Origin of the sequence: Streptomyces sp. NPDC015125 (assembly GCF_043080045.1) — a bacterium.
In the GTDB taxonomy this organism is placed as follows: Bacteria; Actinomycetota; Actinomycetes; order Streptomycetales; family Streptomycetaceae; genus Streptomyces.
The window spans coordinates 12,856-35,094 of record NZ_JBIBVF010000002.1; the positions used below are offsets into that span (position 1 = coordinate 12,856).

The window sequence follows — 22,239 nt, forward strand, 5'->3', positions numbered from 1 at the left end:
GTCACGGGGGATCGGCGGCTCTTCCCGCAGTGCAGGGAGCCCGGGGGGGCCTAACCTGGCGCGGGGCGCGGCCGGATCACGCCGGGCTCACCCACCCGGGGGGGGGGGCGGCCGCCCCGCCGCCCCCCCCCCGACCCGCCCTCTCCGCTGGGAGAGATCAATGGACGCGGCCATGAGGGAGGCCACTCCGTCCAGGGTGGCGGAGCCACGGCCGTCGGGCCGAGTTATCTGCGGGGCTGGGGACCACGGGCGGACGGAGCGGCCATACTCACAGCCATGGTGACGAGCGACTGCCGGTCTCTCTCGGCGGCGCCCGGCGCTGCGGCTGCTCCGCCCCCGCAGCGCCGGCCGGCCCCTCCCACCACGATGCCCGGCCGGCCGCTTCCGGGAGGTAGAGGGGCGCGCCGTACTCGGTCTGCCGCTTGCGTTTGACGACGCGGTCGGTGTCGCCGTTGGACTCGCTGGTGACCTCGACGACGAGGAGGGCGTCCGCGGGGAGCCGATGTCGAAGCCCCCGCGGAAGGGTACGCACAGGGTATGGTCCTCGCCCTTTTGCCAGGTGGCGTTGATCTCCTCAGGTCGGCAGTCGGCGGGCCTGCTCTTCAGGGCTTCGATGAAGGTCAACGGCGTCCCCTGGCGGCCGCCTTCGGAGAGCAACCCGACGCTGTCCGCCGTCACTGTGGGCCCGCTGAGCTGGGTGTCGCCACCGACCAGTTTCGCGTTCACCTATGCCCACGCCAGCGTGGCCCCTGGGTGCTTCATCTCCTCGTCCAGCTCGTCCAGCTCGTCCAGCTCGTCCAGCTCGTCCAGCTCGTCGAGGTCGGAAGGCTTGCCCATGACGACCCGCTGCGGCGTGATGACGAACTTGCCGCGCTTCATGTCGTTGTCCAGGACTTCCTGGGCATCCGGACGTGGCTGACCCAGCTTGAGAGCACTGCTGGGCTTTTCGGCTCCGGTGGTGCTCTTCTCACCACGTGACCCACCTGCTGATGCACCTGCGAGTTCGAGGTTCCTCGCTTGTCGATGCGGACGCCGTTGCCCTTGCCGCCATGCCATCGGTACCCCCCGCTTGTTGAACGTTTCGTAGCCCCTCAGTGAGTCCGGTACCTTTCGGTAATCCTCTCGACTCAGTCCGCCGTCTGTCTCCGGTGGCTTTGTGGCTATCTCCACCTTCATTACCTCAGTCAGTTCCCCTCGGCCTTGACGGCTGCCTTTCCTGTCTTCATCCAGCGCAGGCGGATTCCGATCCGATGAGGCGTTCGGAGCCGGACAGTCTTTCTCCGGTCACCGAATTCGTTGCGGTGTTCGCCTCCGCTGTGCCCTTGACGTCTCCGATCCCGAGGGGGATGTCGAGCGCGCCGGGCATTTCTCACACGCGTGCGGGTGAATCACGAAGTCACGCCCTTGTGTCGGCCGAAGCTGGACGATCGTGCCCGTTATTGTCAGCTTTGTGCCGTTGAGCTGTGCGTTTGTGAACCTCAAGCCCGGCGTCGGAAAGACGACGAGTGCTGTGTGGCTGGCCCATGCGCTTCATGAGTTGGGGCTGTCGCCTCTGCTGGTCGACGGTGACCCAGCCGCTTCCGCGCTGCGCTGGAGCGAGCTGGCCGGTGGCTTCCCGTTTCCGGTGATCGCTCTGCCGGTGGGGGACGTCCACCGCCGCGTGAACGACTTCCTCGGCGACCGGCAGGCCGTCGTGCTCGATGCGCCCCAGTTGGAGGATCATCCCCGGATCGCCCGCAGCATCATGAGGTACGCCGATGAGTGGATTGTGCCCGTGACTCCCGCCCCCATCGAACTGGACCGGATGGCACCCATCCGCGGCGAGATGGCGGACGTGCAGTCCCTGCGTGCCGAGCCCGCCCGCACAGCGGTCCTGCTCAATCGCACCAACCGTCCCGATGCCACGCGCACCGGGCCCGATGCCGACGCTCGCGAGGCACTCACCGAGCGGGGTTTCGAGGTGCTGGACACCCATATCGCGCGGCTCGACCTCTACGCCCAATCTTTCGGGAACTCGGTCCAGGCCAAGGGTTCGGCGTATATGGACTTCGCGGAGGAACTGATCGAGCGTCAGGAAGAGGCATGAGTCAGCGCAGGGAAAGCTACCGCGCCGCATTGCGGCGCGACCAGGACGACGTCTCCGGACCTCGATCCACCAAGGTCACCACGCTGCAGAACAGGTACATCCGGGTGACCGTCGAGGTGGATCACGACCTGCAAGGCGATCTGACGCGATGGGTGGGCCGGCCGGTCTCCTCGGTGGTGCTCGTCGGCACGACCGTCCTGCGTACCCTGATCGCCACCGTCGACAGGGTGTCTCGGCCCGGAGGCTGAGGGACAGCCCTTGGGCTGCTTCGCCCCGCCATGGCATGCGTTGGTCGGGTCCTCGGAGCCGGGGACAGTGACGCTTCAGCTGTCCGCGGAGGGAGAGACCGCGACGGTGCTGCGGCGGGGACGGACCCGGAACAGGACGCGAGCGAGGTCCTACATCGGACAGTAAATGCCCTCGCCGGGGCCGTGGTTGCTGAACGCCTACGTCCATCAGAGCTGCGCTCGGTGGTTGCGGTGGCCAAACCGAGCAGTGGGCCACTGCTGCTCGATAAAGCCAAGGTCCGTTCGGTCTGCATGAGCCGATGGACGAGGCGCATGCGGCCGTCGGAGACATAGCGGGCTCGGCCGCCGCTGCGATGGGTCGTCGGCTGCCACGGCAAGGGCGCTATCGGTGGGATGACCGATGTGCGGGAGGTGGGGGCGCGGCCATAGTCCTCGGGAGACCGTTCGCGGGTCGCCGTGGTGCGCCCGGTTTTTGAAAGGAACTTCTGTGGACACGTATGCGGATCTGGTGTTTCTCGGCGGCCGGGTGGTCACGGTCGATGCGGAGTTCTCCGTCGCCTCGGCCCTGGCGGTGACCGGTGGGATCATCACTGCCGTCGGTGGGCGGGACGATGTCGCGCCGCACGTCGGACCCGGCACCCGCGTCGTCGACCTCCGGGGAGCAACACTGCTCCCCGGAATCAACGATTCCCATCTGCACGGATGCGCCTTCGGCATGGCAACGCCGCCGCTCTCCCTCGACCTCGGCCATCCCGCCGTGTCCTCCCTCGCGGACGTGGCCGAGGTGGTACGGGAGGCCGTGGGGCGGGTTCCGGGCGGGCAGTGGATCACGGGGCACGGCTGGGACACCGGTTACCTCGACGAGTGCGTCTCCGATCCGTCGCGGCTGCCCTCGCGGTGCGACCTCGACGCCGTGAGTCCGGACCACCCCGTCGTGCTGTACTCCTTCTCCGGGCACGCCACCTGGGCCAACTCCAAGGCACTGGAGGCCATCGGGATCGACCGGCACACCGTCGCGCCGCCCGGCGGGGCCATCGTCGTGGACGACGCCGGGGAGCCGACCGGGCTGCTCCACGAGGGGGCGCAGGCCCTCGTCCAGAACGCGCTGCCGCCGCTCAGCCGGCAGGAGAGGACCGACGCGATCAGGTCGACCCTCGCCACGCTGGCCCGGCTCGGTGTGACCAGCTACACCGAGCCCGGGCTCGGCCCCGGCGGCGACGGCATCATGCGAGGTGCGCTCGGCGCGGAGACCCTCGACGTCTACCGCCGGCTGCTGGCCGACGGCGAACTGACCGCCCGCCTCGGCGTCCTGCTGCTGCCCACCGGAATGGCGAGCACCGCCGAAGAGTTCGCCCGCGCCCTCACGGCCCCCGGCGAGTCCGGCGACGCCGATCCGCGCCGTCTTGCGATCCACGGGGTCAAGATTTTCGCCGACGGCATCGTCCCCAACAAGACGGCCTGGATGCACGAGCCATACGTCGGCGGCGGCTGTGGTTCCTTGTGTGTCGGCGGCGCAACCGACACCGAGCGGATCGCCGAGATCGATGTCATGATCCGGCATGCCCACGCCGCCGGGCACCAGCTGGGCGTGCACGTCACCGGCGACCGGGCCATCGACACCGTCGCGGACGCCTTCGCCGCGGCCATGGCCGAGCACCCGCGGCCCGACGCCCGCCACTACGTCATCCACGGCGACTTCCTCACCGCGCACAGCATGAAGGTGCTGGCCGCGCACGGCTTCGGCGTCAATATGAACCCCACCATCAAGTGGACCGTCGCCGACATGGAGGAGGAGTTCGTCGGAGTCAACAGGGCCGCGTACGCGTGGCCCTACCGCGATGCCATCGACGCCGGCGTGCGGGTGGCGAGCGGGTCCGACGCCCCCGTCACGTACCCGGACTGGCGCCAGGGCGTCGCCACCATGGTGCTGCGCGAGTCGAAGGCCGCCGGCCGGGTCAGCGGTCCCGAGCAGCGTATCGGCCTGGCCGAGGCGATCCGCACGTACACGATCGACGCGGCCTGGCAGGACTTCGCCGACGACTGGAAGGGCTCCCTGGAGCCGGGCAAGGTCGCCGACCTCTGCGTACTCGACGGGGACCTGCTCACCGCCGACCCCCACGACATCCCGGAGATGCCCGTCGTCCTCACCGTCGTGGACGGGCAGGTCGTGCACGACACCCTTCGCGATTGACGTATTCCGGACGCATGATCATCCTTGGAGGGTGGCAGCGCAGCGGAGCACGGCGGACATCCTGGACGCGGCCGTCCACGTCAGTGAGGCCGCCAGGAGCGCCACGAGCGGCGCCACCGGCATCGGCACGGTCCTGGCGGCGCTGTCGGAGGTGATGGAGTACGACCACGCCTCCCTGTCCCGGTGGGATCCACTGCGCAGGCGCCACACCACCCTGGCCGGGAGCTACCCGGACGACGCCACGGCGTACATCGAGACCCGCCTCCACCACGACCCGGTGTTTGCCGTGCTCCACAGCCCGGTCCGAGGCGGTCTCTGGCTCAGGGACGTCCCCCGGCAGCTCCTGGCGGTATCCCCGGGCTTCCAGGAGGTGTTGGCTCCCCTCGGCATCGAGGACGGCGTGGCCCAGTGCCTGTTCGCCACCGATGGCCGGTACGTCGGCATGCTGAACGTCAGCACCCGCCGGCCGCGACGCACGCCCGACCCGGCGCACGCCGTGGTCACCCTCCTCACCGAGGTCCTCGCCGCGGCCGTCGACCCCCGCTCGGGCCCGCCCCCCGAGGAGATCGCCGCAGCCGGCCCCACCGCGGACGCACGTCGGCCCGGCGGACTCTCGCCGCGGGAGCTCCAGGTGCTGGCCGAACTGACCACCGGCCGCACCAACCGGGAGATCGCCGAGCGGCTGTACATCACGCCGCGCACCGTAGGGACCCACATCGAGCACATCCTTGCCAAGCTCGACCTCCCCAACCGCGCGGCCGCCGCCGCCCGAGCCGCCGCCTGGGGAATCGGCCTCTCCCGCTGACCCGAGCCCGACAACGCACAGCGCCTGTCCCGCGGGCGCGCCCTGCGGGACTTTCCGCTCCTGCACCTGCTGGGGCCGACCACAGAGGGGTGAGGCAGGCCGGCGCGGTCCCACCCCCGCGGACTGGACGCTCTTGTGCCGCGATACGCGCCGCCCGCCCCGTGCCCAACTCGCCACATGACATGCTCAGTCAGAGTCGTGTGAGCTGAAGTGCGCTGGGTGTCACGAAGGCAGGACGGCTGTCACCAGTCGCCCGGAAAGGCTGACAGTCGTGGATCCACAGGGCGGCGAGGAGCAGAAGTACGCGCTGGCCTCGGACGAGGACGACACTGACTTCTGGGGCTTTGCCCGCGAGGCCGAGGGATTGTTCACGCCGCTGCCGGACGAAGAGGGAGCACGCCAAGTGCGCCTCGCGGGTTGTCTCCCGCAGGGTGGCCTGCGGAAGAGTGTTGACCACGTGGGCAGCCGTCGCGCCTTGGCGGGGAATGCCTGGTTCGACCTCCTCGACGGCGACGGTGCCACCATGGGGTCCTACTTCGTCAACGAGGTCACCGTCATCGACGTCAAGCCCTCCACCTGCGGAGCTGGCCTCGTCGACCTCACGATGACGCTGTGGTGCGAGAGTGCCATGGCCGGAGCGGAACGAGTGTGGGATCTGATCCGCACGGGTCACCTGAATCGCACCGGCATGTGGCACGAACTCGCCCCCGAGGGCAGACGAGCGTGGCTGTCGGTGGCGCTGTGGTCCCGGGAGTACCAGCGCCGGGGAAAGCCCGACGTTCCTGCCGGGCAGTTCTTCGCGTTGGACGGTCGGCACATCGTTGACAGGGACAGTTTCTACTGCGCGATCGGTGAGGCCATCAACGGGCCTGGCGGGTACTTCGGCTGGAACTTTGACGCTCTGGACGACTGCCTGAGAGGCGGCTGGGGCGCCACCCCTCCGTTCACCTTGCACTGGGATTCCTCGGCCGAGGCCAGAGCACGGTTGGTAGAGCGCGTACCGACCGGCGACGGCGACGTCCCGTTGTTCGACCTGCTCAAGGAAATCTTCGAGGAGCGGGGTGTAAGCGTCGTGCTCCGGCGATAGCTGGTCGCTTCCGAACATGAGGTTGGAGAGGATCATCGCGACTCCTGTGGACGGCGGCATGCCGGGATGTCGAGGGCTACAGGTGGTCGCTGCGCTCGGCGACTGAAGCGTCCCGCGAGCACTCCCCGCACCTTCCGCCGGGTCTTTGCCGCGGAGCCCGAACAGCCGCCCCCCACAGCTGCCCGCGTGCCGCGCGCCCGCGTGTTGCCCCGCAGAACCGCCCGGGGTGGGCAGCCTGCGCAGGTACGTGCTGACCGCTCGGACGTGCATCGGCGGGCGGGGCGGGGTGAGCGAAGCCAGTGCCCTGCCGGGAAGATTCCCCAGAGGCGCGGGAAGATTCCCCAGAGGCGCGACCGGCGATACGTCGCTGGATCGGTTCCACCGGGACACCTGCACCGCTGTCTTGGCTATGGATCCCATGCCGATCCCCGGCACAAGCGCCCCGTCTCGACGGACACGGCTACGCGGAGGTCAGCTTGAAGCTGCAGTTCCAGCAGTCCGGTGCCCCGCCTCCCAGCGTCCGGACGGGCGGGGCTTCCGGCGCCGGTCAGGGCAGCCAGGTGTTCTGCCGCTCGATCATGGTGCAGTCTGGCCGCCGGCCCCTGTTCGTCCCGCCGGTGTCGCGGCGCTGCTCGCCCTGTCCGCTCTTCGTGCGCCGACCTCCAGGTCTTCGTGACGCGGGATTCAACGTGGGTGCGGCTGGCAGATGTCGCCAATTGGCATCGCCAGGGCGCGCCGTCACCACTGAGATGGTGGGGGCGGGCAGGCCGATGGGTCTTTGTCATGACTGATGTCTCAACTGCCGCAAGTAGCGCGTACGCCGACGCCGGATCATCAGCACCCCCACCAGGGGCCCGGCAGCGGCGATCAGAAGGCATGCGGTGCGCAGCACCCCGCTGCCCTGCCCGAGACCTGACACCAGCAGTGTCACGGCGAGGAAGGCGGCGCCGAAGCAGATCACGCCGGGTTTGTGGATTTGGGGCTGCCACAGGACGTAGGGGCCGACCGGGCGGCTCCGATCCACGTCGGGACGGGGGCCGCTGACCGGTTCACCCGTCGGGGCCTCCGGGGGCGTACCGACGGGTGTCGCACCCCGTACGTAGCGGCCGTCATCCAGTACGAGCAAGGCAGGGGTGGACCACTCGGGCCGGTCTTCCGCTCTGGGCGTCCAGTAGAGCCGACCTTGAGCACCTCGGAGGGTGTCCGCGAACGGAATGGGGTCGAGGCACCGGTCGAGGAACAGCTCCCGGGGGCCGTCCGACGAGGCGAGATGCAGCGAGGGTGTCAGGACCGGCTCCGGCTGTGGTGATGCGCCAGGAGCGGTGGGGCGCCTGAGAAGGTTGCCGGCGTTGGGGCCGGCGATCCGGACCGTCAGCATCCGGGGCTCGCCGTCACCCAAGACGCCGGCCGAGGCGTCGGGGCCCGGACGGAGGGCAGCCACGGCGGCGGCCAACGGGAACAGGCTGTAGACGGCCAGCATCGCCAGGTCCCCCGGCCCGGCAGGCCCGCCGAGAAGCGCGAGCAGTTCGGCACGGCTGTCCAGGATGGCCCCGGCGGCAGGGTCGTTCTCGGCGTACAGGCCCGGGAACCGGTCGTTTGGACGCGGGGGTTGAGAGGTCTGCACCGTGCCCTTGAGCCGTTGCGCTCCTCTCCCGGACCGGCCGGTGGCCGGGACGGTCACTGTGACCGCGGACTCGTAGTACCGGTAGTTCCTGCCGTCCTTGAGATACGAGTGGTGAACCTGAGCGACGGACACCTCCGTGATGCGAGGGTGGTGAGCGAGGATCGCGGCCAGCTGGGGTGTGCCGGCCGTCGTCGAAAGGAACAGCATGATGAGCGGCAGCGGCACTGCCGCTTGGGCGAGGATGACGCACTCGAGGCGTCTGTCGGGCCACCATCGGGTGCGTCGCCGCCCCGCCGGTCCGCGCCGGGGCGGTGCCGGTGCCGCGCGGTCGGCGGGCACCGACCGGGCGCTCGCCCGCAGCCACCACGCCAGGATCGCTCCGGCGGAGATCGCCAGGCAGGCGAGCAGGTCCCAGCGGGGGTACGGGGCCACCTTCCGTATCAGGAGGCAGATCAGGAACGCCGCGGCACCACCCCAGGCCGTGGCAGCCGCCAGGGCGGTACCGGCGTCGCGCTCCCTCACCCGAACACGTCCTTCACTGAACCCTTCTCCGGCCCCTGCGATGTGCCGGTGGCCTCACTCTTGCCCCCGTCTGGCTTCTCCGGCCAGATGGCGTCGTGCAGCGGCTTGCCGATGGCTCCGGCACCGCCGTAGATGATTCCCTGAGCCGGGCCCTCGATCGAGAAGTGCGGGCCTTCCCGTCCGGGAGGCACGTGCTTGTTCGCGCCATGGACGGCGGCGCCGCCCGCAGCGCCGCCGGCGCCGTTGAGCCCTGCGTTCCAGAGCAAGTCGCGCCCGCTGACGTCGTTCGACGGGTCGTTGTCGAGATTCTTTGTCCCGTCGACGGCGAGCCCGCCGGTCATGCTCCCTGTGGCACCGCCCGCCATGTCACCGATCAGCGGTCGGCCGGCTTTGCCCAGTCCGCGGGCGACGGCGAGCCCGGGTCCGGTACCGACGAGGGACGAGAGGCCGCCTTGCCAGGTCGCCTCGAACAGGTTGGTGTCCTGTCCGGTCAGGGTGTTGGTGATGACGGTGCCGCCGGTGTTGCCGGCCCAGTTGACCAGAACGTTCTTCAGGAAACGGTGCTCCTTCGCCAGTCGGGAGACGGTTTTGAACGCCTGGCCGACCTTCCGCAGGATGGTGCCGAGCGTTTTGGCGAGTTTGGCTGCACGGGCGGCGAGTTGGGCGGCTCGGGCGGCTCCCGCAGCAGCCGAGAATCCCATGGTCAGGAACGACAGGCCGACCGAGACGCCGATGGAGATACCGATTTCCAGATAGATCTCGTGGATCTCGCGGTTGATGTCCTCGATGGCGTCTGCGGCCTCGTCGAGGCTTTCGGCCGCCTCCGGCAGCTGCGGCAGACTCTTCTGCATCGCCGCATCGAGGTTGTTCCAGTGATCCGCGAAGGAGTCGGCCGCAGGACCGCGCCAGCCGGAATCCCGTGTCCGCTGTACCTCGCGGTCCAGTTCCTGGAACATTGTTTGGAGGTTTTCGTGAAGGTCCCGCCAACCCTTGGCGGCGGAACGCAGGACCTCCGGATCGCCGCCAGGGTTGATGATTTCCAGACCGGCTTCGTAGACCTGTTCCGCTACGGACTCGTCGCCGCTCATGCGTGGCGTCCATGGCCAAAGCCGGTGGACAGGGCCTCGTCCGTGGTCGTGGCGTTCTGCTGAACCGTGCGCAGGCCCTGGTTGATCTGGTCGAGGTGCCGCCGGAGTGCGTTCAGCGTCTCCACCATGTCGTTGGACATCTCGATGTACGCGGACGTGACCTCCTCGGATTCCGTGAGCACCCCGAAGCCGTCGTAAATCACCTCGGCATCGGTCTTCGACCGGAATTCCTTGGTATAGCTCTCCAGATCCGAGCCATGGCTTTCGAAGCTCTTCGCCAGCTTGGAAAGAGCGGCGACATCCACTGATGACTCGTTTTTGGACATGAGTCTCCCCCCTGTTCTTTCCGGCTCCTCTTCGGCGCATGCTGAAGACGCGAGTTTTGAGGAACGGCCGTGGCATCGGAGCTTAAGGACCCGGTGATCACCGAAGGGACGTCCGGAACCCTTCTTGTCACGTTCTTGTCGGATCACTTACGAGCACGAACTTGAGGACTGGGACCAGGCGGGCCCGTGGTACGTGGTCGGACGCAGTGACACACGCGGGGCGCACCATGGAAGGGGACGCGCAAGGGAGTACGTGTACGGAACGAAGGCAGCCTGGCAGGAGTCGGCCGACGATCAAGGGGCCGGGGCCATCGACGTGCACATCGTCACCCACGGCGAGGCCGCCGGAGCCGCTGGAGTTCCTGAGTCAGGAAAGCGTCAACATCGTCGAGCTCAACCACGTTCTTGCCAGGTTGACGTGACCGCGGGCCGGGACATCGCTGGGGGCACCGGTGCCGTACTGCTGTCACTGACACTGACACTGGTCGCTGACGTGGTGGCGAGCCGATGTCCAACGACCCCGCTGCTCCGCGTCGGGTTCTGCGGTGTGCGCCGGTCGTCAGCCGACACTGCAGCTCATCAGGGGTGCGTCAAGCGGTGCGTGGAGCTCTTGACGCCGCGTGCGGCACGGCATTTGACGGGTGAGGTGAACAGCGCCCGGCTCCTTCTCGACCGTCCGCTTCATCCGGCGGCTCCGCGTCGTGCGCCGCGCTGTCCGGAACGTCCGCCTCCAGGCGGGGGAGGTATCCGATGGCTTTGAGCAGAGCGGCTGCACTGCGCGCGACGACAGGCATGGGCGCGGACTGCTGCACGGCCAGGGCCGGCAGCAGACAACGGTCCTCTCCAGGGTGAGTGAAGGGTTGTCGTGGGTGTGCAGGTTGTTCATCTCGCCGAACCCGTTGTCGAGTTCACCCCGCCAGTCGGTCAGCGCCGCAATGATGCGTTCTTTCAGGGTGGCCGGGGATTCACCCTCACTCTCGGGCTGTACGAGCGACGGCGGGGAGCTGGGGTGGAAGTGCTCCTTCCACGCCACCGCAGCGGTCTGCGCGGCCCGCACGGCAGCCACTGCCGTCAGGGCCCGTTTGGAGTCGTGATCAGACGGCGGGCCGCGTTGCATACGATCGGCCGTGTAACGGCTTTGACGTCGCCTCTGGCCGTTTGGCACGGCGGCCGGCTTTACCCCGCTGGTGTGCTCGCTGTGTCCGGGGTGCGGAGGTGTTGGGTGAGGAAGAGGGCCGCGCGGTCCAGTGCCTCGTCGGCCTCGTCGAGGACGCCGGCGAACGACTGGAACACGTGAGGTACGTCGGCGGTGACGTCGAGGACGACGTCCACTCCGGCGGCTCTCGCGCGCGCGGCCATGCGCGTGGAGTCGTCCAGGAGCACCTCGTTGGTGCCTACCTGCAGGAGCATCGGGGGGAAGCCGGTCAGGTCGGCGAGGGTGGCAGGGCTGAGCATGGGGTGGTGCGGGTCCTGCCCGGCGAGATACAGGGCCCCGGTGTGTTCCAGAGTCTCGCGTGTGAAGAACGGATCGATGCCCGCCTTGGTGTCCATGCTCTCGCCCGTTCGGGTCGTGTCGAGTCCGGGGGAGAATGCCACAATCGCGGCGGGCAGAGGCAGGCCCGCGTCGCGAGCGGCAAGGCAGGCGGTGACGGTGAGGCCGCCACCGGCAGAGTCCCCGGCGAACGCGATCGCCGAAGGCTCTTCGCCGCTGTCGAGAAGTGTGCGGTAGGCGCTCAGCGCGTCGTCGATCGCGGCCGGGAACGGGTGCTCGGGGGCAAGCCGGTAGTCCAGCGATAAAGCCCGGAACCCGGTCTTGGCCACCAGGTTCCCCGTGAGCGACATCGCCGTTTCGGGTGAACCGAACACGTAGGCGCCGCCGTGGAAATACAGGATCGTCCCGGCTCTCGGGTTGTTGGCTGGTTCGACGAGCACCGCGGGTCGGTCGACGAGCGCCGCAGCCCGGGTACGGATCCCAGCCGGAACGATCATTTCGGCCATCATCTCCCTGAATCCGGCACGGATTGCCTCCACCGATTGAGGGCCCTCGGGCCGGGGCCGCCGCAGCATCGCGTCGATTTTCGCGCGCTGTTCCCTGCTCATTGTTGCCTCCATCGCAAGTATATGCCGGTACACTATATGCCATGGCATATAAATCAAGTGGTGACCCAGTCGACCTCCCGGACCTCTTCGCCGATCTCGTCCGGTGCGAGACGCGCCTCTACAACGCCCTGAACGACCGTCTTCGCGAGCGGCACGGGATCGTCACCTCACAGTTCGAGTTCCTGCGCTTCCTGCGCGACCACCCCGGGGCCCGGGTGGCGGACCTCGCTGCCGAGTTCGCGGTCGGAATCGGGGCGACCAGCAAGGGCGTCGACCGTCTGGAGAAACAGGGATGGGTCGTCCGGCAACCGAATCCAGCGGATCGTCGTTCATCGCTGCTGGCTCTGGCCGACGACGGCTTGAAGCTGGTCGATGCGGCCGACCGCACCTTCGCCGAGCGGTTGGCCGAGCTGATCGGACACACTCTCGACGGGCGCCGGAGGTCGGCCATGGCGCAGACCCTCTCGGAACTCCGCTCCGTTCTGGAACGCGACCAGATCGGCATGCCCACAGGCTGACGCGCATACGCAAACCAGCTATCCGTAGGGCCTGTGTGTGGTCAGCCAGCTGCCTGCCGGAGGTCGTTGATCCAGATCATCGAGGCGCGGAGGTGGAGGCCGGCGAGGTAGCTCTCAGGCGTCTTGCCGTATCGCGTCGCGATGCCCCGCCATGCCTTTAGCTTGTTGATCAGGCGCTCGACGGTGTTCCGCTCCTTGTAAAGACCTGCGTCGTGGCTTGCCGGTCGACCACCCCGGCTGCCCTTCTTCTTCCGGTTGGCAGCCTGGTCCTTCTTCTCCGGAACGACCGCCTTGATATTGCATTTGTGCAGGTAAGTGCGGTTTCCGCGGGAGGAGTAAGCCTTGTCTGCAGCGACCGCATCGGGCCGGGTGCGCGAACGACCGACGGGCAGACGGACCCGCACCCCTGCAGCACGGGGACGAACTGCGGGCTGTCCGCCGCCTGTCCTGCGGTCAGCAGGAGCGAGAACGGACGGCACTTCCGGTCCGCGGCACGATGGACCTTGCCGGTCGGCCCACCCCGGTGTGTAGTCCCGGCATGTTGGTGACAGGCGACATGCCTTCCAGGTGCTTGAACGAGGTGAGGGCCTTCTGGCTCGGTGGGGATTGCGATATCTACTGCCGAGTGCAGGAGGCCCTCGTGATCCACCGTAACGCCCCACTGACGCCCACCGGCAGGCTGAGGCTCGCTCGGTGCGTCGTCGACGACGGCTGGCCCTTGCGCCGGGCCGTGGGCATCCCGCAGCGTGGACGCTGAGGGGCGTGTCCAGACACTGCGTGAGCGCCTGGACATGCTCAATCCATCCAGCCGAAAGGTTCCCAAGCGCCTACCGCTGGACGACGTGCCCTACTTGCTGTTTGCGATATCGGAGCGCTCAGGTTAGTGGGCTACCGCTCCCAAGAAGCGCCTTCGTGGCCGTTGTTGGGATCAGGCGCTGGTTAGCGGGCTATGTCGTGAATTCGTAACGGCGCCGGGTGAGGGGCAACGCGCGGGGCGGTCGGCTCATCTGGATGGACGGCGAGGCGCACCGGGCGCCATCGCGAAGGGGCGGGTCTCATCAGGTGGGGGATCCGCGGGAGGGAAGTCCATGACCAGGACGAAGAAGACCGGGGTAAAGGCGCGGGGCGGCCGGGTGGCTGTGATCGGTGCGCTGGGTCTGGCCTCAGTGGCTCTGGCCGCCGGGCCGGCGTTCGCCAAGGGGGGCGTGGAGATCACGGCGCCGCACACGGCGCAGGTCGGTAAGACCATCACGGTCAAGGCGCACGGCGGCGATGACAGCGCCGGCTACCTGCATCAGCTGTGCCTGGAGGAGAAGGGCTTCGGCGAAGGGTGGCACCAGGAGAATTGCAGCGCCGCGGTCAAGGGCGACGCGCAGGTCACTGCACACGGCACGTCCGCGCGCCGCGGCAACCTGGAATTCCGTGCGGTGCTGTACGGCCTGACCAGCCCGCACGACCAGAAGCCCGTGCGCTTGCACGCCTCTGACGTGGTGACGGTGCAGGTCCGCTGAGCCAGAAGCGCGGCAGTGGACAGCCGGCACGACCACTGCCCACGGCCGCGCACCGAATCGCTTTTCGGGACTGCGCCCCGGCACCCTGGGTGCCGGGGCGCAGTGCTGAACGGTCCTACCGTCGTCGGTGTTCCCGACGGTGCGCACGCCGCCGCGGCCTCCGCCGCCCACTCCAGGCCGAGAGCAGCCAGCGCCCTCTTGAGCGTCAGAGACTCTGGCACCTCAGCTGCCGCCAGGAAATCCGTATCCCTCACGGCACCGCGCCCCATGCCCGTCGGCCACACGCCCCCACTGACGGGCAGTCAGACCTTCCCGCCTGAGGGGGATTCAGGCCCTCCGCTCCGAAGCGGTGTCCTCTGTGGTGATCGTCCGGGTGGGCTCGGTCACAGCAGGTGCTGCGACCGAAGGTCCGTCACGTACTTGGTGATCAGGTCCTGCGACAGATGGGGGATGTCGTTCTCCTTGTTGAGGGCTGCGGTCCGCACTGCCGCGCGGAATTGGTCCGCTGGCAGGGCGGAGCCGGGCAGGGGCTCCTCTGGCCTGGTGAAGGCGTGCAGCAGGGGGAGCAGCGAATGCTGCCTTTGGCGGTCGGGCAGGCCGCGCATGGCGGTCTCGAAGCGGTCGAGCCACTCGTCGTAATCGTGGATGCGCGTGAGCGGGTGTCCGGTTGTCATCAGCCAGTCGACGAAGGTGTCGAGGGAGATTCCGTCCTCGTGTGGGTTGACGACGTTGAAGGTCCGGTGCCCCTGCCGTGTGTGGTCGCCCAGCGAGGTGATGGCCTGCGCTGTGAAGTCCACGGGGAGTGCGTCGTAGTGGCCGCTGCTGTCACCGGTGCCCTGGGCGTAGAAGCTGCCTGGGGCGATTCCTGTCGCCAGCAGGCTCAGCAAGAGGCGTGTGAAGATGTCCGGGATGTTCAGTTGGCCCTGGTAGTGCGGGTGCGCGAGGATCAGGTTGGAGCGGAACACGGCGACCGGCAGGCCGAAGGTGTCGTGTGCCTCGCGCAGCAGTACCTCGCCCGCCCACTTGCTGGCGCCGTAACCGTTCGCGTAACGGTTGTCGAGTTCGCGTGTTCCGCAGGCCGTGCGGATGTCCGCCGTCTCGTTGGCCGCGGCCTCGGACCCGAGGACGACGGCGACCGTCGACAGGTAGGTGAACTGCTTGATCCGGGAGGTGGCCGCGAGCCTGATCAGTTCGGCCGTACCCAGCACGTTGGGGCCGAACAGTTGGTCGTACGGCAGGACATGGTTGACGAGTGCCGCCGGGTGGACGATCAGGTCCACGGTGTCGGCCAGCCGCTGCCAGGTCTCCTTGTCGAGGCCGAGGTCGGCCTCCCCGATGTCGCCGGCGATCACCTCCAGGTGCTCGGCGGCCAGGCCGCGATAGCGCTGGAGGAGTTCCGGGTCGCCGCTGTCGAAGGCCGCGTCGAGCCGTGCCCGGGCCAGCTCGTCGGTGCTACCACGGACCACACACACCAGCGTCGGCGTCTTCGCAGCGAACGTTCACGATAGCGAGGCCTGAGGCCCACGGTGGAGGGCCATCAAACGAGAGCCAACCCCAACCACGGCCGGTACCTCAAGCCCCAGCGCCTCCACACGGACAAACCCCACGGCCGCGCTGATCGCACCGTGTCCTGGCTGAGGGCATCGTGACCACCGGGGCCATCGGCAGCGAGGGGGCAACCCCGCATGCCGGCACCGCGATGATCACAGCGGGGATGGGACCAACCCCGCATGCGCGGGGACCACGAGATGCACAAACGCGTCGCCTACCAACGGATGGGACCAACCCCGCATGCGCGGGGACCACTCGCACCTGTCCGTGGGCGACCAGACGGAGACGGGACCAACCCCGCATGCGCGGGGACCACGGATGGGGCCCGCTGAACATCGAGCGTCTCGGGGGACCAACCCCGCATGCGCGGGGACCACGAGAATCCGATTTCGCTGGTTGCCGTCGGGGCGGGACCAACCCCGCATGCGCGGGGACCACCCCCACGAATTCGCCGTGGCGGTCTGGGACGAGGGACCAACCCCGCATGCGCCGGGACCACCAGCCCTCGCAAGTGCTCACCTACGGCCAGACGGGACCAACCCCGCATGCGCGGGGACCACGGCGACGCCACCTACATGACCAAGCGGGAGCTGGGACCAACCCCGCATGCGCGGGGACCACCCGGGTCGTGACGGAGAAGAGGGAAAGTCGTTGGGACCAACCCCGCATGCGCGGGGACCACGACACGCGTTCGCACGGCGATCTCGTCTCGAAGGGACCAACCCCGCATGCGCGGGGACCACTTGCGCAGCGCGGCGGCGACGAGACCGGCGTAGGGACCAACCCCGCATGCGCGGGGACCACGCTGCGGAGCACATGGGCGTCAGGCGCAGGGAGGGACCAACCCCGCATGCGCGGGGACCACAGGCCGTGAGCTGCGGATTCAGGAAGACGGGGAGCTGATTTTACTTACTTTCAGCGATTCGGACATACTGCCCTTTCTGTTGGTTTCAGGTTCAGTGGGGCGATAGTCGTCCACGGATTCTTTGCGGCCTGGGGCGCCGCTCCAGCGTCGTACCGCTGGCGCGTGTGATGTTGGTGCCCCCAGGCTAATACTGGGGGCTCTCTCGATCCGTTACGACGGACCTTGCCGGGTTTGAGTCGGTGCCGTGGTGGGGCGCGATGCCCCGATTCAGCTTGGCCGCTCGCCGACGGTAGGCCCTCTGTTGCCGGGCTGGCGGAGGTGTCGTCTGGGCGCTGTTTCGCCTACCGCAGTAACGGCCCTTAGAAGGCGCCGTCGGCGGTGCCCCGCACGCGAGGCGCCTCGGATCCGACAGGTGTCACCGAGCATCGTGCGGGTTGCCTTAACGAAGCTTCGCGGACACGAACGTCGATGGCCCCAACCGCCAGGTGCGGATGAAATTCCTGGGCTGACGAAGGTCGTCCTGGTCGTCCTGGGGGCTGCGAATTCTCCGTATCCTGCGCGCCCGAAATGGGGAAGCCTGTGCGGTGCGGACCGCTGTGGGAGGTGGCCGGCCGGCGGGGCGGTCCGAACGGGGCGGAGTCGACTGCGATCTTCCGCAGGACGGAGGCCTGGCCTTCGGGGAGGTAGCCGAGTCGGATGTGCTGTTCGGGCGAGGCGACATAGGCGTTCGCCATGATGTGGAATCAGAGTTGGCACTGTCTGTCCCTGACTGCCTTGGCGTCAACCACTTCGGGCGGCAGCCTCGCTGTCATTGCGTCAGGTGAGGCGCCAGGCTTGGTCGGCGGCGTCTGCGATGGCGATGACGTGTGCCTTGGCCGCAGGGAGAACGGTGTCGCCCACAGTGCCCCCGCGGTCCGTGCCGCTAGCGGCCGCCTGTTCGAGACTGCGGAGGTGCTCACCGACCGGGCGCGGTGTCGGGGGAGCGTGCGGGACGACATCTCGGGGGCGGGGGGGGGGAGACCGGGGCGCTGCGCCGGTTGCTGACAGGGTCACATCAGCAGCCGCAACAGATGGGCGCAGGCCGCCTCTTCGGTTGGGTGGCGCGAGATGACCTGGTAGGCGCCACGTTCGTACACCCCGGTCTCCCACGACCCGTCCCAAGCCCCGGTCTCCCACGCCCCGTCCCGTGCTCTCCGCAGGAAGAGGAAATCGGGGGGTGTGGGGGCGGGTTCATGGACGCCTTCGATGCGGTAGTAGCCGTCGGCCACGCCTGCTGCATTCAGGGCGGCGTGCAGTTCGTGGCGGTCCACAGCGGCGCTACGGCTGCACCGAGGCGAGGTAGCCGCGCTCCAGTAGCCACTTCACGTTCAGTCGCTGCCCTTCGCCCGGGTTGAGGAACACGGGGTCGAGCTTGATCTGCTCGCCGCCGCCCGGTTGCTCGAACCAGGGTGCGATGCTCCCCTCCCATACCCAGAACGGCTTGGCGACCTTGTAGACGTGATAGTCACATGGCGCCGTCGCATCGCGTGTGTTGAGGTTCTGCGGGGGCAGTGCCCGCTCGGTGTACCGGTCACCGGCCGGCGCCAGATAGGAGCCGTACTCGGATCCGAAGCGGTCGAGTCGCTGGCCCGCGCGGAGCTTCGTGGGTTCCTTGTCGATCTCGCCGTTGACCTCGGCGAACCCGTCGTTGGGCGGGTACTTCCAGCTTCCGCCGTCCGTGGGCCCCTGCCAGTACTTTTGCAGGAAGGCCGAAGGTGACAATGTCCCGGTCCGCTTCCACCCTTTCAGGAGAGGACCTACCGGTGCCTGCCACTTCTTCGGCAGCCACTTCGGCCCCAAGCGGGCCTCACCGTGGTATTCCCCCGTGCAGGGTGCGGGTAGGGGCGCGGGCAGGGGTGCGGCGGACGGACGGTCCCGGTCCTGCTGGTGCGGGGCGGCCGTCGCGGTGGGGGCTGTCACCATGGCCACGGCGACACCGAGGGCGGCAAATAGGGTGCGGAGGCTGCGGGTTCGCTTCACTCAGGAATCTCCTCACGTTCCGGATCACCGGCGGAGTGCCTGCTCAGGCAATCGCTTACGCAAGGTAGCGGATCAAGTGCGGTTAGTGCTCGCCAATGCCGCATCGGGTGAAATGCGCCGACGTGTTCAGGCCAGCCGCGCCGGGTGGGAAGCGTCGCCGCAAGCCCTGACCTTCGGTGTACGTGGTGGATTGGCGTTGGCTTGTGGTCGTCGCGTTAGGCGCACCGGGCACACCGGGCGCCGGGCGCACCGAGGGTACCGAGGGTACCGAGGGCACGCGCAAGAGCGGCCTGGATGCGGCGATATGGCAGGCGCTTGGCGCCTGGCGCCGTGGCGCAAGGTCCGGGTGGTGCACGCTCCGGGCAAGATCTTGCTCGTGGAGAATGTGCCGCATGCCGGTCCGAAGGCCGGTGAAGTCTTCGTGCGTCCATCGAGGTCAGCGCGCGCCGCGTTCTTCTGGGAGACCCCGTGAGCAGCAGCAAACCGGTGTGGTCCGAGCGTGAGCTGCCGGCGTTCTTCAGGCGGTGGCGCACCGAATGGAAGGACGAGGAGCTCTCCCCGGACAACTACCTCGACTTCGAGGGCGGCCTGCGCTTCGTCCTGGCCGCTGCTTGGCTGTTCTGCCCCGAGACGGTCGAGTACCGCGGTTGCGTGTTCCTCGAGGAACGCTTCAGCCGGGGCACTGTCGACGCGTGGTTCACGAGCCTGGGCGGCGATCGGCGACGTATCGAAGCCGTCGCCAACCACGTCGAGTTGTGGGACGCTTTCGGCAACACCCCCCTGACGGACGACGATCGGCTCCGGGAGGAACTGCCTCAACTCGCGCTGGCCCTGGGGGAGTGTTGGCAGGGAGTCCTGTCCGCGCGCTACCCCGACCGGGAGATCACCGTCGAGGTGAGCGACGAGGAGGACGGCTCCTACGGCCCGACTGTGACCTTCTGGACATCCCCGGCCCTCTCCGCTTTCGACTAGGGCTGCAGGTCGCTTCCTCCCGCGCACTGCGCAGTCTCAGCACGTGAGCTCGTGGCTGGGCGGCATTGACTTGGGGCTCCGTTTCCTGCCCCCTCGGCCGGCCTCGCGCTTTTACGAGGTGGGCTGTCCGACTGGTGAGCGCGTAACCGAAAAACGCCTCTGACCGGCGAGAATGAGGATTGTCGAGATCCTTGTTCCCGCGTCGGTCGGAGGCGCTTCCCAGGTGAAGAAGCGTGTCGGGTACTCCCTGCGTGATGGTGCTCCGTGCGCTGCTTCGCCGGTCGCCCCTGCTGATGCCCGGGTGGCCTCGGCTGCGGGAGTGATGGTGCGGTGATGGTGTATGTCCCGGCGGCGGCGCGGATCTTCGGTGGTTGGCGGCCGTGCAGAAGGTGCCGCCCTGTGCCGTCACCGAGGTGTCGCGACGGTGAGGCGATGGCGCCGCGACCGTGAGGTGATGGTGCCGCCGCCGGGCTGGGTGGAGCTGTCGGTCAGGTGGACGGTCGGGCCGGAGGTCGCTGCGCCGGAGGTGTGGTCGTCGGTCCTGGCTTGGCGGCGCAGGCGCCGGCCGCGCAGGCGGTGAGCCAGGAGTCGAAGTCGGCGTCGTAGCGCGTGCCGATATCGGTGTGGTAGACGGTGTAGCCGCCGGTGTAGTCGCCGGTCCGGAAGTGCTCAAGGATGGTGGCGACGTCCGCGGGGTGCTTCTCGACCATGTAGCGGGCGGCGAGGTAGCCCCAGGGGTAGGTGCGGGTCACGTTGCTGTTGGCGTAGGTGGTCTGGAACAGCGTGCTCAGCGCGTAGGTGTGCTTGCCGGCTTCGGTGACCGCCTCGTCGTCGGTGATACCGCGGTAGCTGTACGAGACATACTCGGCGAGGCCCTCGATCCACCACACGTCGGGGACCGTGGTCTGCTGGCCGAAGTCGCCCTTCATGTCGTCACGGGCGTCGAGATAGTGCGTGTACTCGTGGTTGAGGTTCCAGATCCGGGCCGGGAAGCCGTCGTCGGAGCTCTTCTGGTACATGATGGATGTGGGCTGGTTGTCGGGTTTGGTCGGATCCCCGACCAGGGTGATGCCGCCGTTGTCGGTGTCGACGCCGAAGATTGCCCCGGCGTAGGTCCGGTAGTCGGTGCTACTGCCGAACACCACGAGCTGGACGGTCGATTCGTACTGGTTGGGTATCGGGCCGTTGTCCTTCACCAGGCCATGGAAGTACGGGTCCTGGCCCAGGACGCTGGCGCAGGTGGCATCGATCTCCTCGGACGTCAGCGACTGCGCCTTGATCGTGTGCGTGGCATCGCAGGCGTGGGTGATCGGCAGCGCTGCCTTGGACAGCTGGTCGGACAGGTCGCAGACGCCGAAGTACGAGCAGTTGGCCTTGTCGTAGGCGTCGGCCTGGGAAGCGACGGTGACCCACAGGGGCGCGGTCGGCCCGCTGATCTTCGAGGCGTCCAGCAGACGCTTCATGAGCGGCCGGACCTTGTCCTGGAGAGCCGCGTGCTCGACGTACCGTGCGACGTTCATCCCGGCGTTGGAGTCCAGATAGGAGTTGTCGGTGCCGAGCAGGTCCAGGTGGTCGAGCGCGAACGTGTTGAGGGTGTCGATGATGCTCGGATCGGCCGTGACCGCGTTGACGTAGTCGGGTTCCAGTTTCCGCGCCAGAGCGGGGTGTAGACGTCGTTGACGGCGGCCAGCATGCTGGGGATGTCGTCGTAGGAGCTGTTGTACCCGCCGAGCACCTGCTTGTAGGTGTTCAGGTAGCGGGCCTGCTCATTGGCGCTGTCCGTGAGGATGATGACCTCACCCAGGACATCGCCGTTGCCTGAAGTGACGTCCTTGGAGCGGGAGTTGGCGAGGAAGGCGTCCAGGCTGCCTTCGGTGGCCGTGGCCAGGGTCGGACCGTAGCTGCCGACATCGTCCGGATGGTTGGACTGCACGTAATAACCGGCGCGCAGGAACAGTACGAGCTGCCACACCTGGTCCGAGTTGTCACCGGGATACGTCGTTGCCCCGCCCCGGAAGGCGTTGGCCACGGTGACCATCTGGTCCTCGCGAAAGACGTCGTGCGCGTCTTTGCCGGTGACGCTGAACAGGGTGTTGACGCAGTCCGTGGTCGAGGCTTTGACGAAAGCGACCAGTTCGGATCCGGTCCGGCCGCCGAAGTCGGAGGGGCTGCAGGAGGCCGCGGCCCTGTGCTCCACGCCGTTGTGCCGTGCCGCCGCAGTCGAAGAAATGGGGGGCTTCTTCGCGTTGAGCGGAGGGAGTTGAGCGATGCCGAGCGGCCGGCCCTGCAGTGCGGGCCTTTCGTTGGTGCCGACTGCCGAGCCGGTCGGCGGTATGGGGTGGGGGGTGGTCCGGGACGCGGTGTCGGCCCGGGCGGTGGCCGGCAAGAGTGGCGCCGCCGGTGCCGGCGCCGCCAGTGCCGGCGCGGAGAGCAGACCGGCCGTGGCAACGCAGGCGGCCAGTCCGCCGACCACATATCTGGGCAGGGGGAAGCGGTAGCGCATCCATGCTCCTTCGTGGACAGCTGCGCCTCGGGATCGAGCTGAGGCGTGAGTGGCACCGTCTCAGCGCACATGGACCGCCGACAATAAGGTGTGACATAGCACTTGAAGGGGCTGTGCCATAACATCCGGGCCGAGGCGGCGCGCCGGCGGGAGGACCGAATGGCGGTTCCGCACAGCCCGGTCGACCGGAAGCCAGGTGGCCCAAGGCACGGGGTGGGCGCCG

The 22,239-nt window shown here is 68.2% G+C and carries 19 protein-coding genes, 3 pseudogenes and 1 CRISPR repeat array; of the genes and pseudogenes, 9 read left to right on the plus strand and 13 right to left on the minus strand.

Going from position 1 to position 22,239, the window contains the following annotated elements:
* Positions 1-388 precede the first annotated feature (388 nt).
* The 3 genes and pseudogenes from ACF088_RS05040 to ACF088_RS05050 all read right to left on the minus strand — a co-directional run.
* Positions 389-499: pseudogene (locus tag ACF088_RS05040) on the minus strand (Uma2 family endonuclease); the annotation flags it as partial.
* Positions 500-726: 227 nt separating this feature from the next.
* Positions 727-879: a hypothetical protein gene (locus tag ACF088_RS05045; protein ID WP_392374017.1), complete on the minus strand. Its 153-nt coding sequence runs from the start codon at positions 877-879 to the stop codon at positions 727-729.
* Positions 880-1,222: 343 nt separating this feature from the next.
* Positions 1,223-1,366 carry a pre-toxin TG domain-containing protein gene (locus tag ACF088_RS05050; protein WP_392374018.1) on the minus strand — a complete coding sequence of 48 codons (144 nt, stop codon included), beginning with the start codon at positions 1,364-1,366 and terminating at the stop codon, positions 1,223-1,225.
* 63 nt (positions 1,367-1,429) lie between these two features.
* On the opposite strand from ACF088_RS05050, the gene ACF088_RS05055 reads away from it, so the two are divergent.
* The 5 genes from ACF088_RS05055 (at position 1,430) to ACF088_RS05075 (ending at position 6,417) form a co-directional block, all read left to right on the plus strand.
* The gene (locus tag ACF088_RS05055) at positions 1,430-2,086 is read left to right on the plus strand and encodes an AAA family ATPase (protein ID WP_392374019.1); all 657 of its coding nucleotides are present in this window, start codon (positions 1,430-1,432) and stop codon (positions 2,084-2,086) included.
* A complete protein-coding gene (locus ACF088_RS05060) occupies positions 2,083-2,334 on the plus strand; it encodes a hypothetical protein (protein WP_392374020.1) in 252 nt (83 codons plus the stop codon). Before ACF088_RS05055 ends, ACF088_RS05060 begins: the two co-directional genes overlap by 4 nt.
* Positions 2,335-2,821: 487 nt before the next feature.
* Positions 2,822-4,525 carry an amidohydrolase gene (locus ACF088_RS05065; RefSeq protein ID WP_392374021.1) on the plus strand — a complete coding sequence of 568 codons (1,704 nt, stop codon included), beginning with the start codon at positions 2,822-2,824 and terminating at the stop codon, positions 4,523-4,525.
* A 31-nt stretch (positions 4,526-4,556) separates the two neighbouring features.
* Positions 4,557-5,330, plus strand: coding sequence for a LuxR C-terminal-related transcriptional regulator (locus ACF088_RS05070; RefSeq protein ID WP_392374022.1), 774 nt, complete (start codon positions 4,557-4,559; stop codon positions 5,328-5,330).
* A gap of 271 nt (positions 5,331-5,601) precedes the next feature.
* Positions 5,602-6,417: a barstar family protein gene (locus ACF088_RS05075; protein WP_392374023.1), complete on the plus strand. Its 816-nt coding sequence runs from the start codon at positions 5,602-5,604 to the stop codon at positions 6,415-6,417.
* 781 nt (positions 6,418-7,198) lie between these two features.
* Here ACF088_RS05075 and ACF088_RS05080 read toward each other — a convergent pair.
* From ACF088_RS05080 to ACF088_RS05095, 4 genes are all read right to left on the minus strand, one after another.
* Entirely contained in the window at positions 7,199-8,563 is a 1,365-nt protein-coding gene (locus tag ACF088_RS05080; RefSeq protein WP_392374024.1) for a hypothetical protein, read from the minus strand.
* Positions 8,560-9,651 carry a WXG100 family type VII secretion target gene (locus ACF088_RS05085; RefSeq protein ID WP_392374025.1) on the minus strand — a complete coding sequence of 364 codons (1,092 nt, stop codon included), beginning with the start codon at positions 9,649-9,651 and terminating at the stop codon, positions 8,560-8,562. The genes ACF088_RS05080 and ACF088_RS05085 overlap by 4 nt, the downstream gene beginning before the upstream one ends.
* A complete protein-coding gene (locus ACF088_RS05090) occupies positions 9,648-9,977 on the minus strand; it encodes a hypothetical protein (protein ID WP_392374026.1) in 330 nt (109 codons plus the stop codon). The genes ACF088_RS05085 and ACF088_RS05090 overlap by 4 nt, the downstream gene beginning before the upstream one ends.
* Before the next feature lie 1,176 nt (positions 9,978-11,153).
* Positions 11,154-12,077 carry an alpha/beta hydrolase gene (locus ACF088_RS05095; protein WP_392374027.1) on the minus strand — a complete coding sequence of 308 codons (924 nt, stop codon included), beginning with the start codon at positions 12,075-12,077 and terminating at the stop codon, positions 11,154-11,156.
* 41 nt (positions 12,078-12,118) lie between these two features.
* Between ACF088_RS05095 and ACF088_RS05100 the strand changes: the two genes are divergently transcribed.
* Positions 12,119-12,595 carry a MarR family winged helix-turn-helix transcriptional regulator gene (locus ACF088_RS05100; protein WP_392374028.1) on the plus strand — a complete coding sequence of 159 codons (477 nt, stop codon included), beginning with the start codon at positions 12,119-12,121 and terminating at the stop codon, positions 12,593-12,595.
* Between the two features lie 41 nt (positions 12,596-12,636).
* Here ACF088_RS05100 and ACF088_RS05105 read toward each other — a convergent pair.
* Positions 12,637-13,118 (minus strand): annotated as a pseudogene (locus ACF088_RS05105) (IS5 family transposase); the annotation flags it as partial.
* 565 nt (positions 13,119-13,683) lie between these two features.
* Here ACF088_RS05105 and ACF088_RS05110 point away from each other — a divergent pair.
* Positions 13,684-14,106 carry a hypothetical protein gene (locus tag ACF088_RS05110; protein WP_392374029.1) on the plus strand — a complete coding sequence of 141 codons (423 nt, stop codon included), beginning with the start codon at positions 13,684-13,686 and terminating at the stop codon, positions 14,104-14,106.
* A gap of 383 nt (positions 14,107-14,489) precedes the next feature.
* On the opposite strand, the gene ACF088_RS05115 is transcribed toward ACF088_RS05110, so the two are convergent.
* Positions 14,490-15,572 (minus strand): thioester reductase domain-containing protein, encoded by a 1,083-nt coding sequence (locus ACF088_RS05115; protein ID WP_392374030.1) that lies wholly within the window; start codon positions 15,570-15,572, stop codon positions 14,490-14,492.
* Between the two features lie 10 nt (positions 15,573-15,582).
* Between ACF088_RS05115 and ACF088_RS05120 the strand changes: the two are divergent.
* Positions 15,583-15,725: pseudogene (locus tag ACF088_RS05120) on the plus strand (IS5/IS1182 family transposase); the annotation flags it as partial.
* A 97-nt stretch (positions 15,726-15,822) separates the two neighbouring features.
* Positions 15,823-16,522: direct repeats of the CRISPR family, unit length 29 nt; unit sequence GGGACCAACCCCGCATGCGCGGGGACCAC.
* A gap of 1,049 nt (positions 16,523-17,571) precedes the next feature.
* Here the strand turns inward: ACF088_RS05120 and ACF088_RS05125 are convergent.
* Complete coding sequence (locus ACF088_RS05125) at positions 17,572-17,832, minus strand: hypothetical protein (protein ID WP_392374031.1); 261 nt, start codon at positions 17,830-17,832, stop codon at positions 17,572-17,574.
* A gap of 7 nt (positions 17,833-17,839) precedes the next feature.
* Positions 17,840-18,484 (minus strand): TNT domain-containing protein, encoded by a 645-nt coding sequence (locus ACF088_RS05130; RefSeq protein WP_392374947.1) that lies wholly within the window; start codon positions 18,482-18,484, stop codon positions 17,840-17,842.
* Between the two features lie 525 nt (positions 18,485-19,009).
* On the opposite strand from ACF088_RS05130, the gene ACF088_RS05135 reads away from it, so the two are divergent.
* Positions 19,010-19,513 (plus strand): hypothetical protein, encoded by a 504-nt coding sequence (locus ACF088_RS05135; protein WP_392374032.1) that lies wholly within the window; start codon positions 19,010-19,012, stop codon positions 19,511-19,513.
* A 488-nt stretch (positions 19,514-20,001) separates the two neighbouring features.
* On the opposite strand, the gene ACF088_RS05140 is transcribed toward ACF088_RS05135, so the two are convergent.
* Both ACF088_RS05140 and ACF088_RS05145 read right to left on the minus strand, forming a co-directional pair.
* The gene (locus tag ACF088_RS05140; protein ID WP_392374033.1) at positions 20,002-21,033 is read right to left on the minus strand and encodes a collagenase; all 1,032 of its coding nucleotides are present in this window, start codon (positions 21,031-21,033) and stop codon (positions 20,002-20,004) included.
* Positions 21,030-22,016: a M9 family metallopeptidase N-terminal domain-containing protein gene (locus ACF088_RS05145; RefSeq protein ID WP_392374034.1), complete on the minus strand. Its 987-nt coding sequence runs from the start codon at positions 22,014-22,016 to the stop codon at positions 21,030-21,032. The genes ACF088_RS05140 and ACF088_RS05145 overlap by 4 nt, the downstream gene beginning before the upstream one ends.
* Between the last annotated feature and the right edge of the window lie 223 nt (positions 22,017-22,239).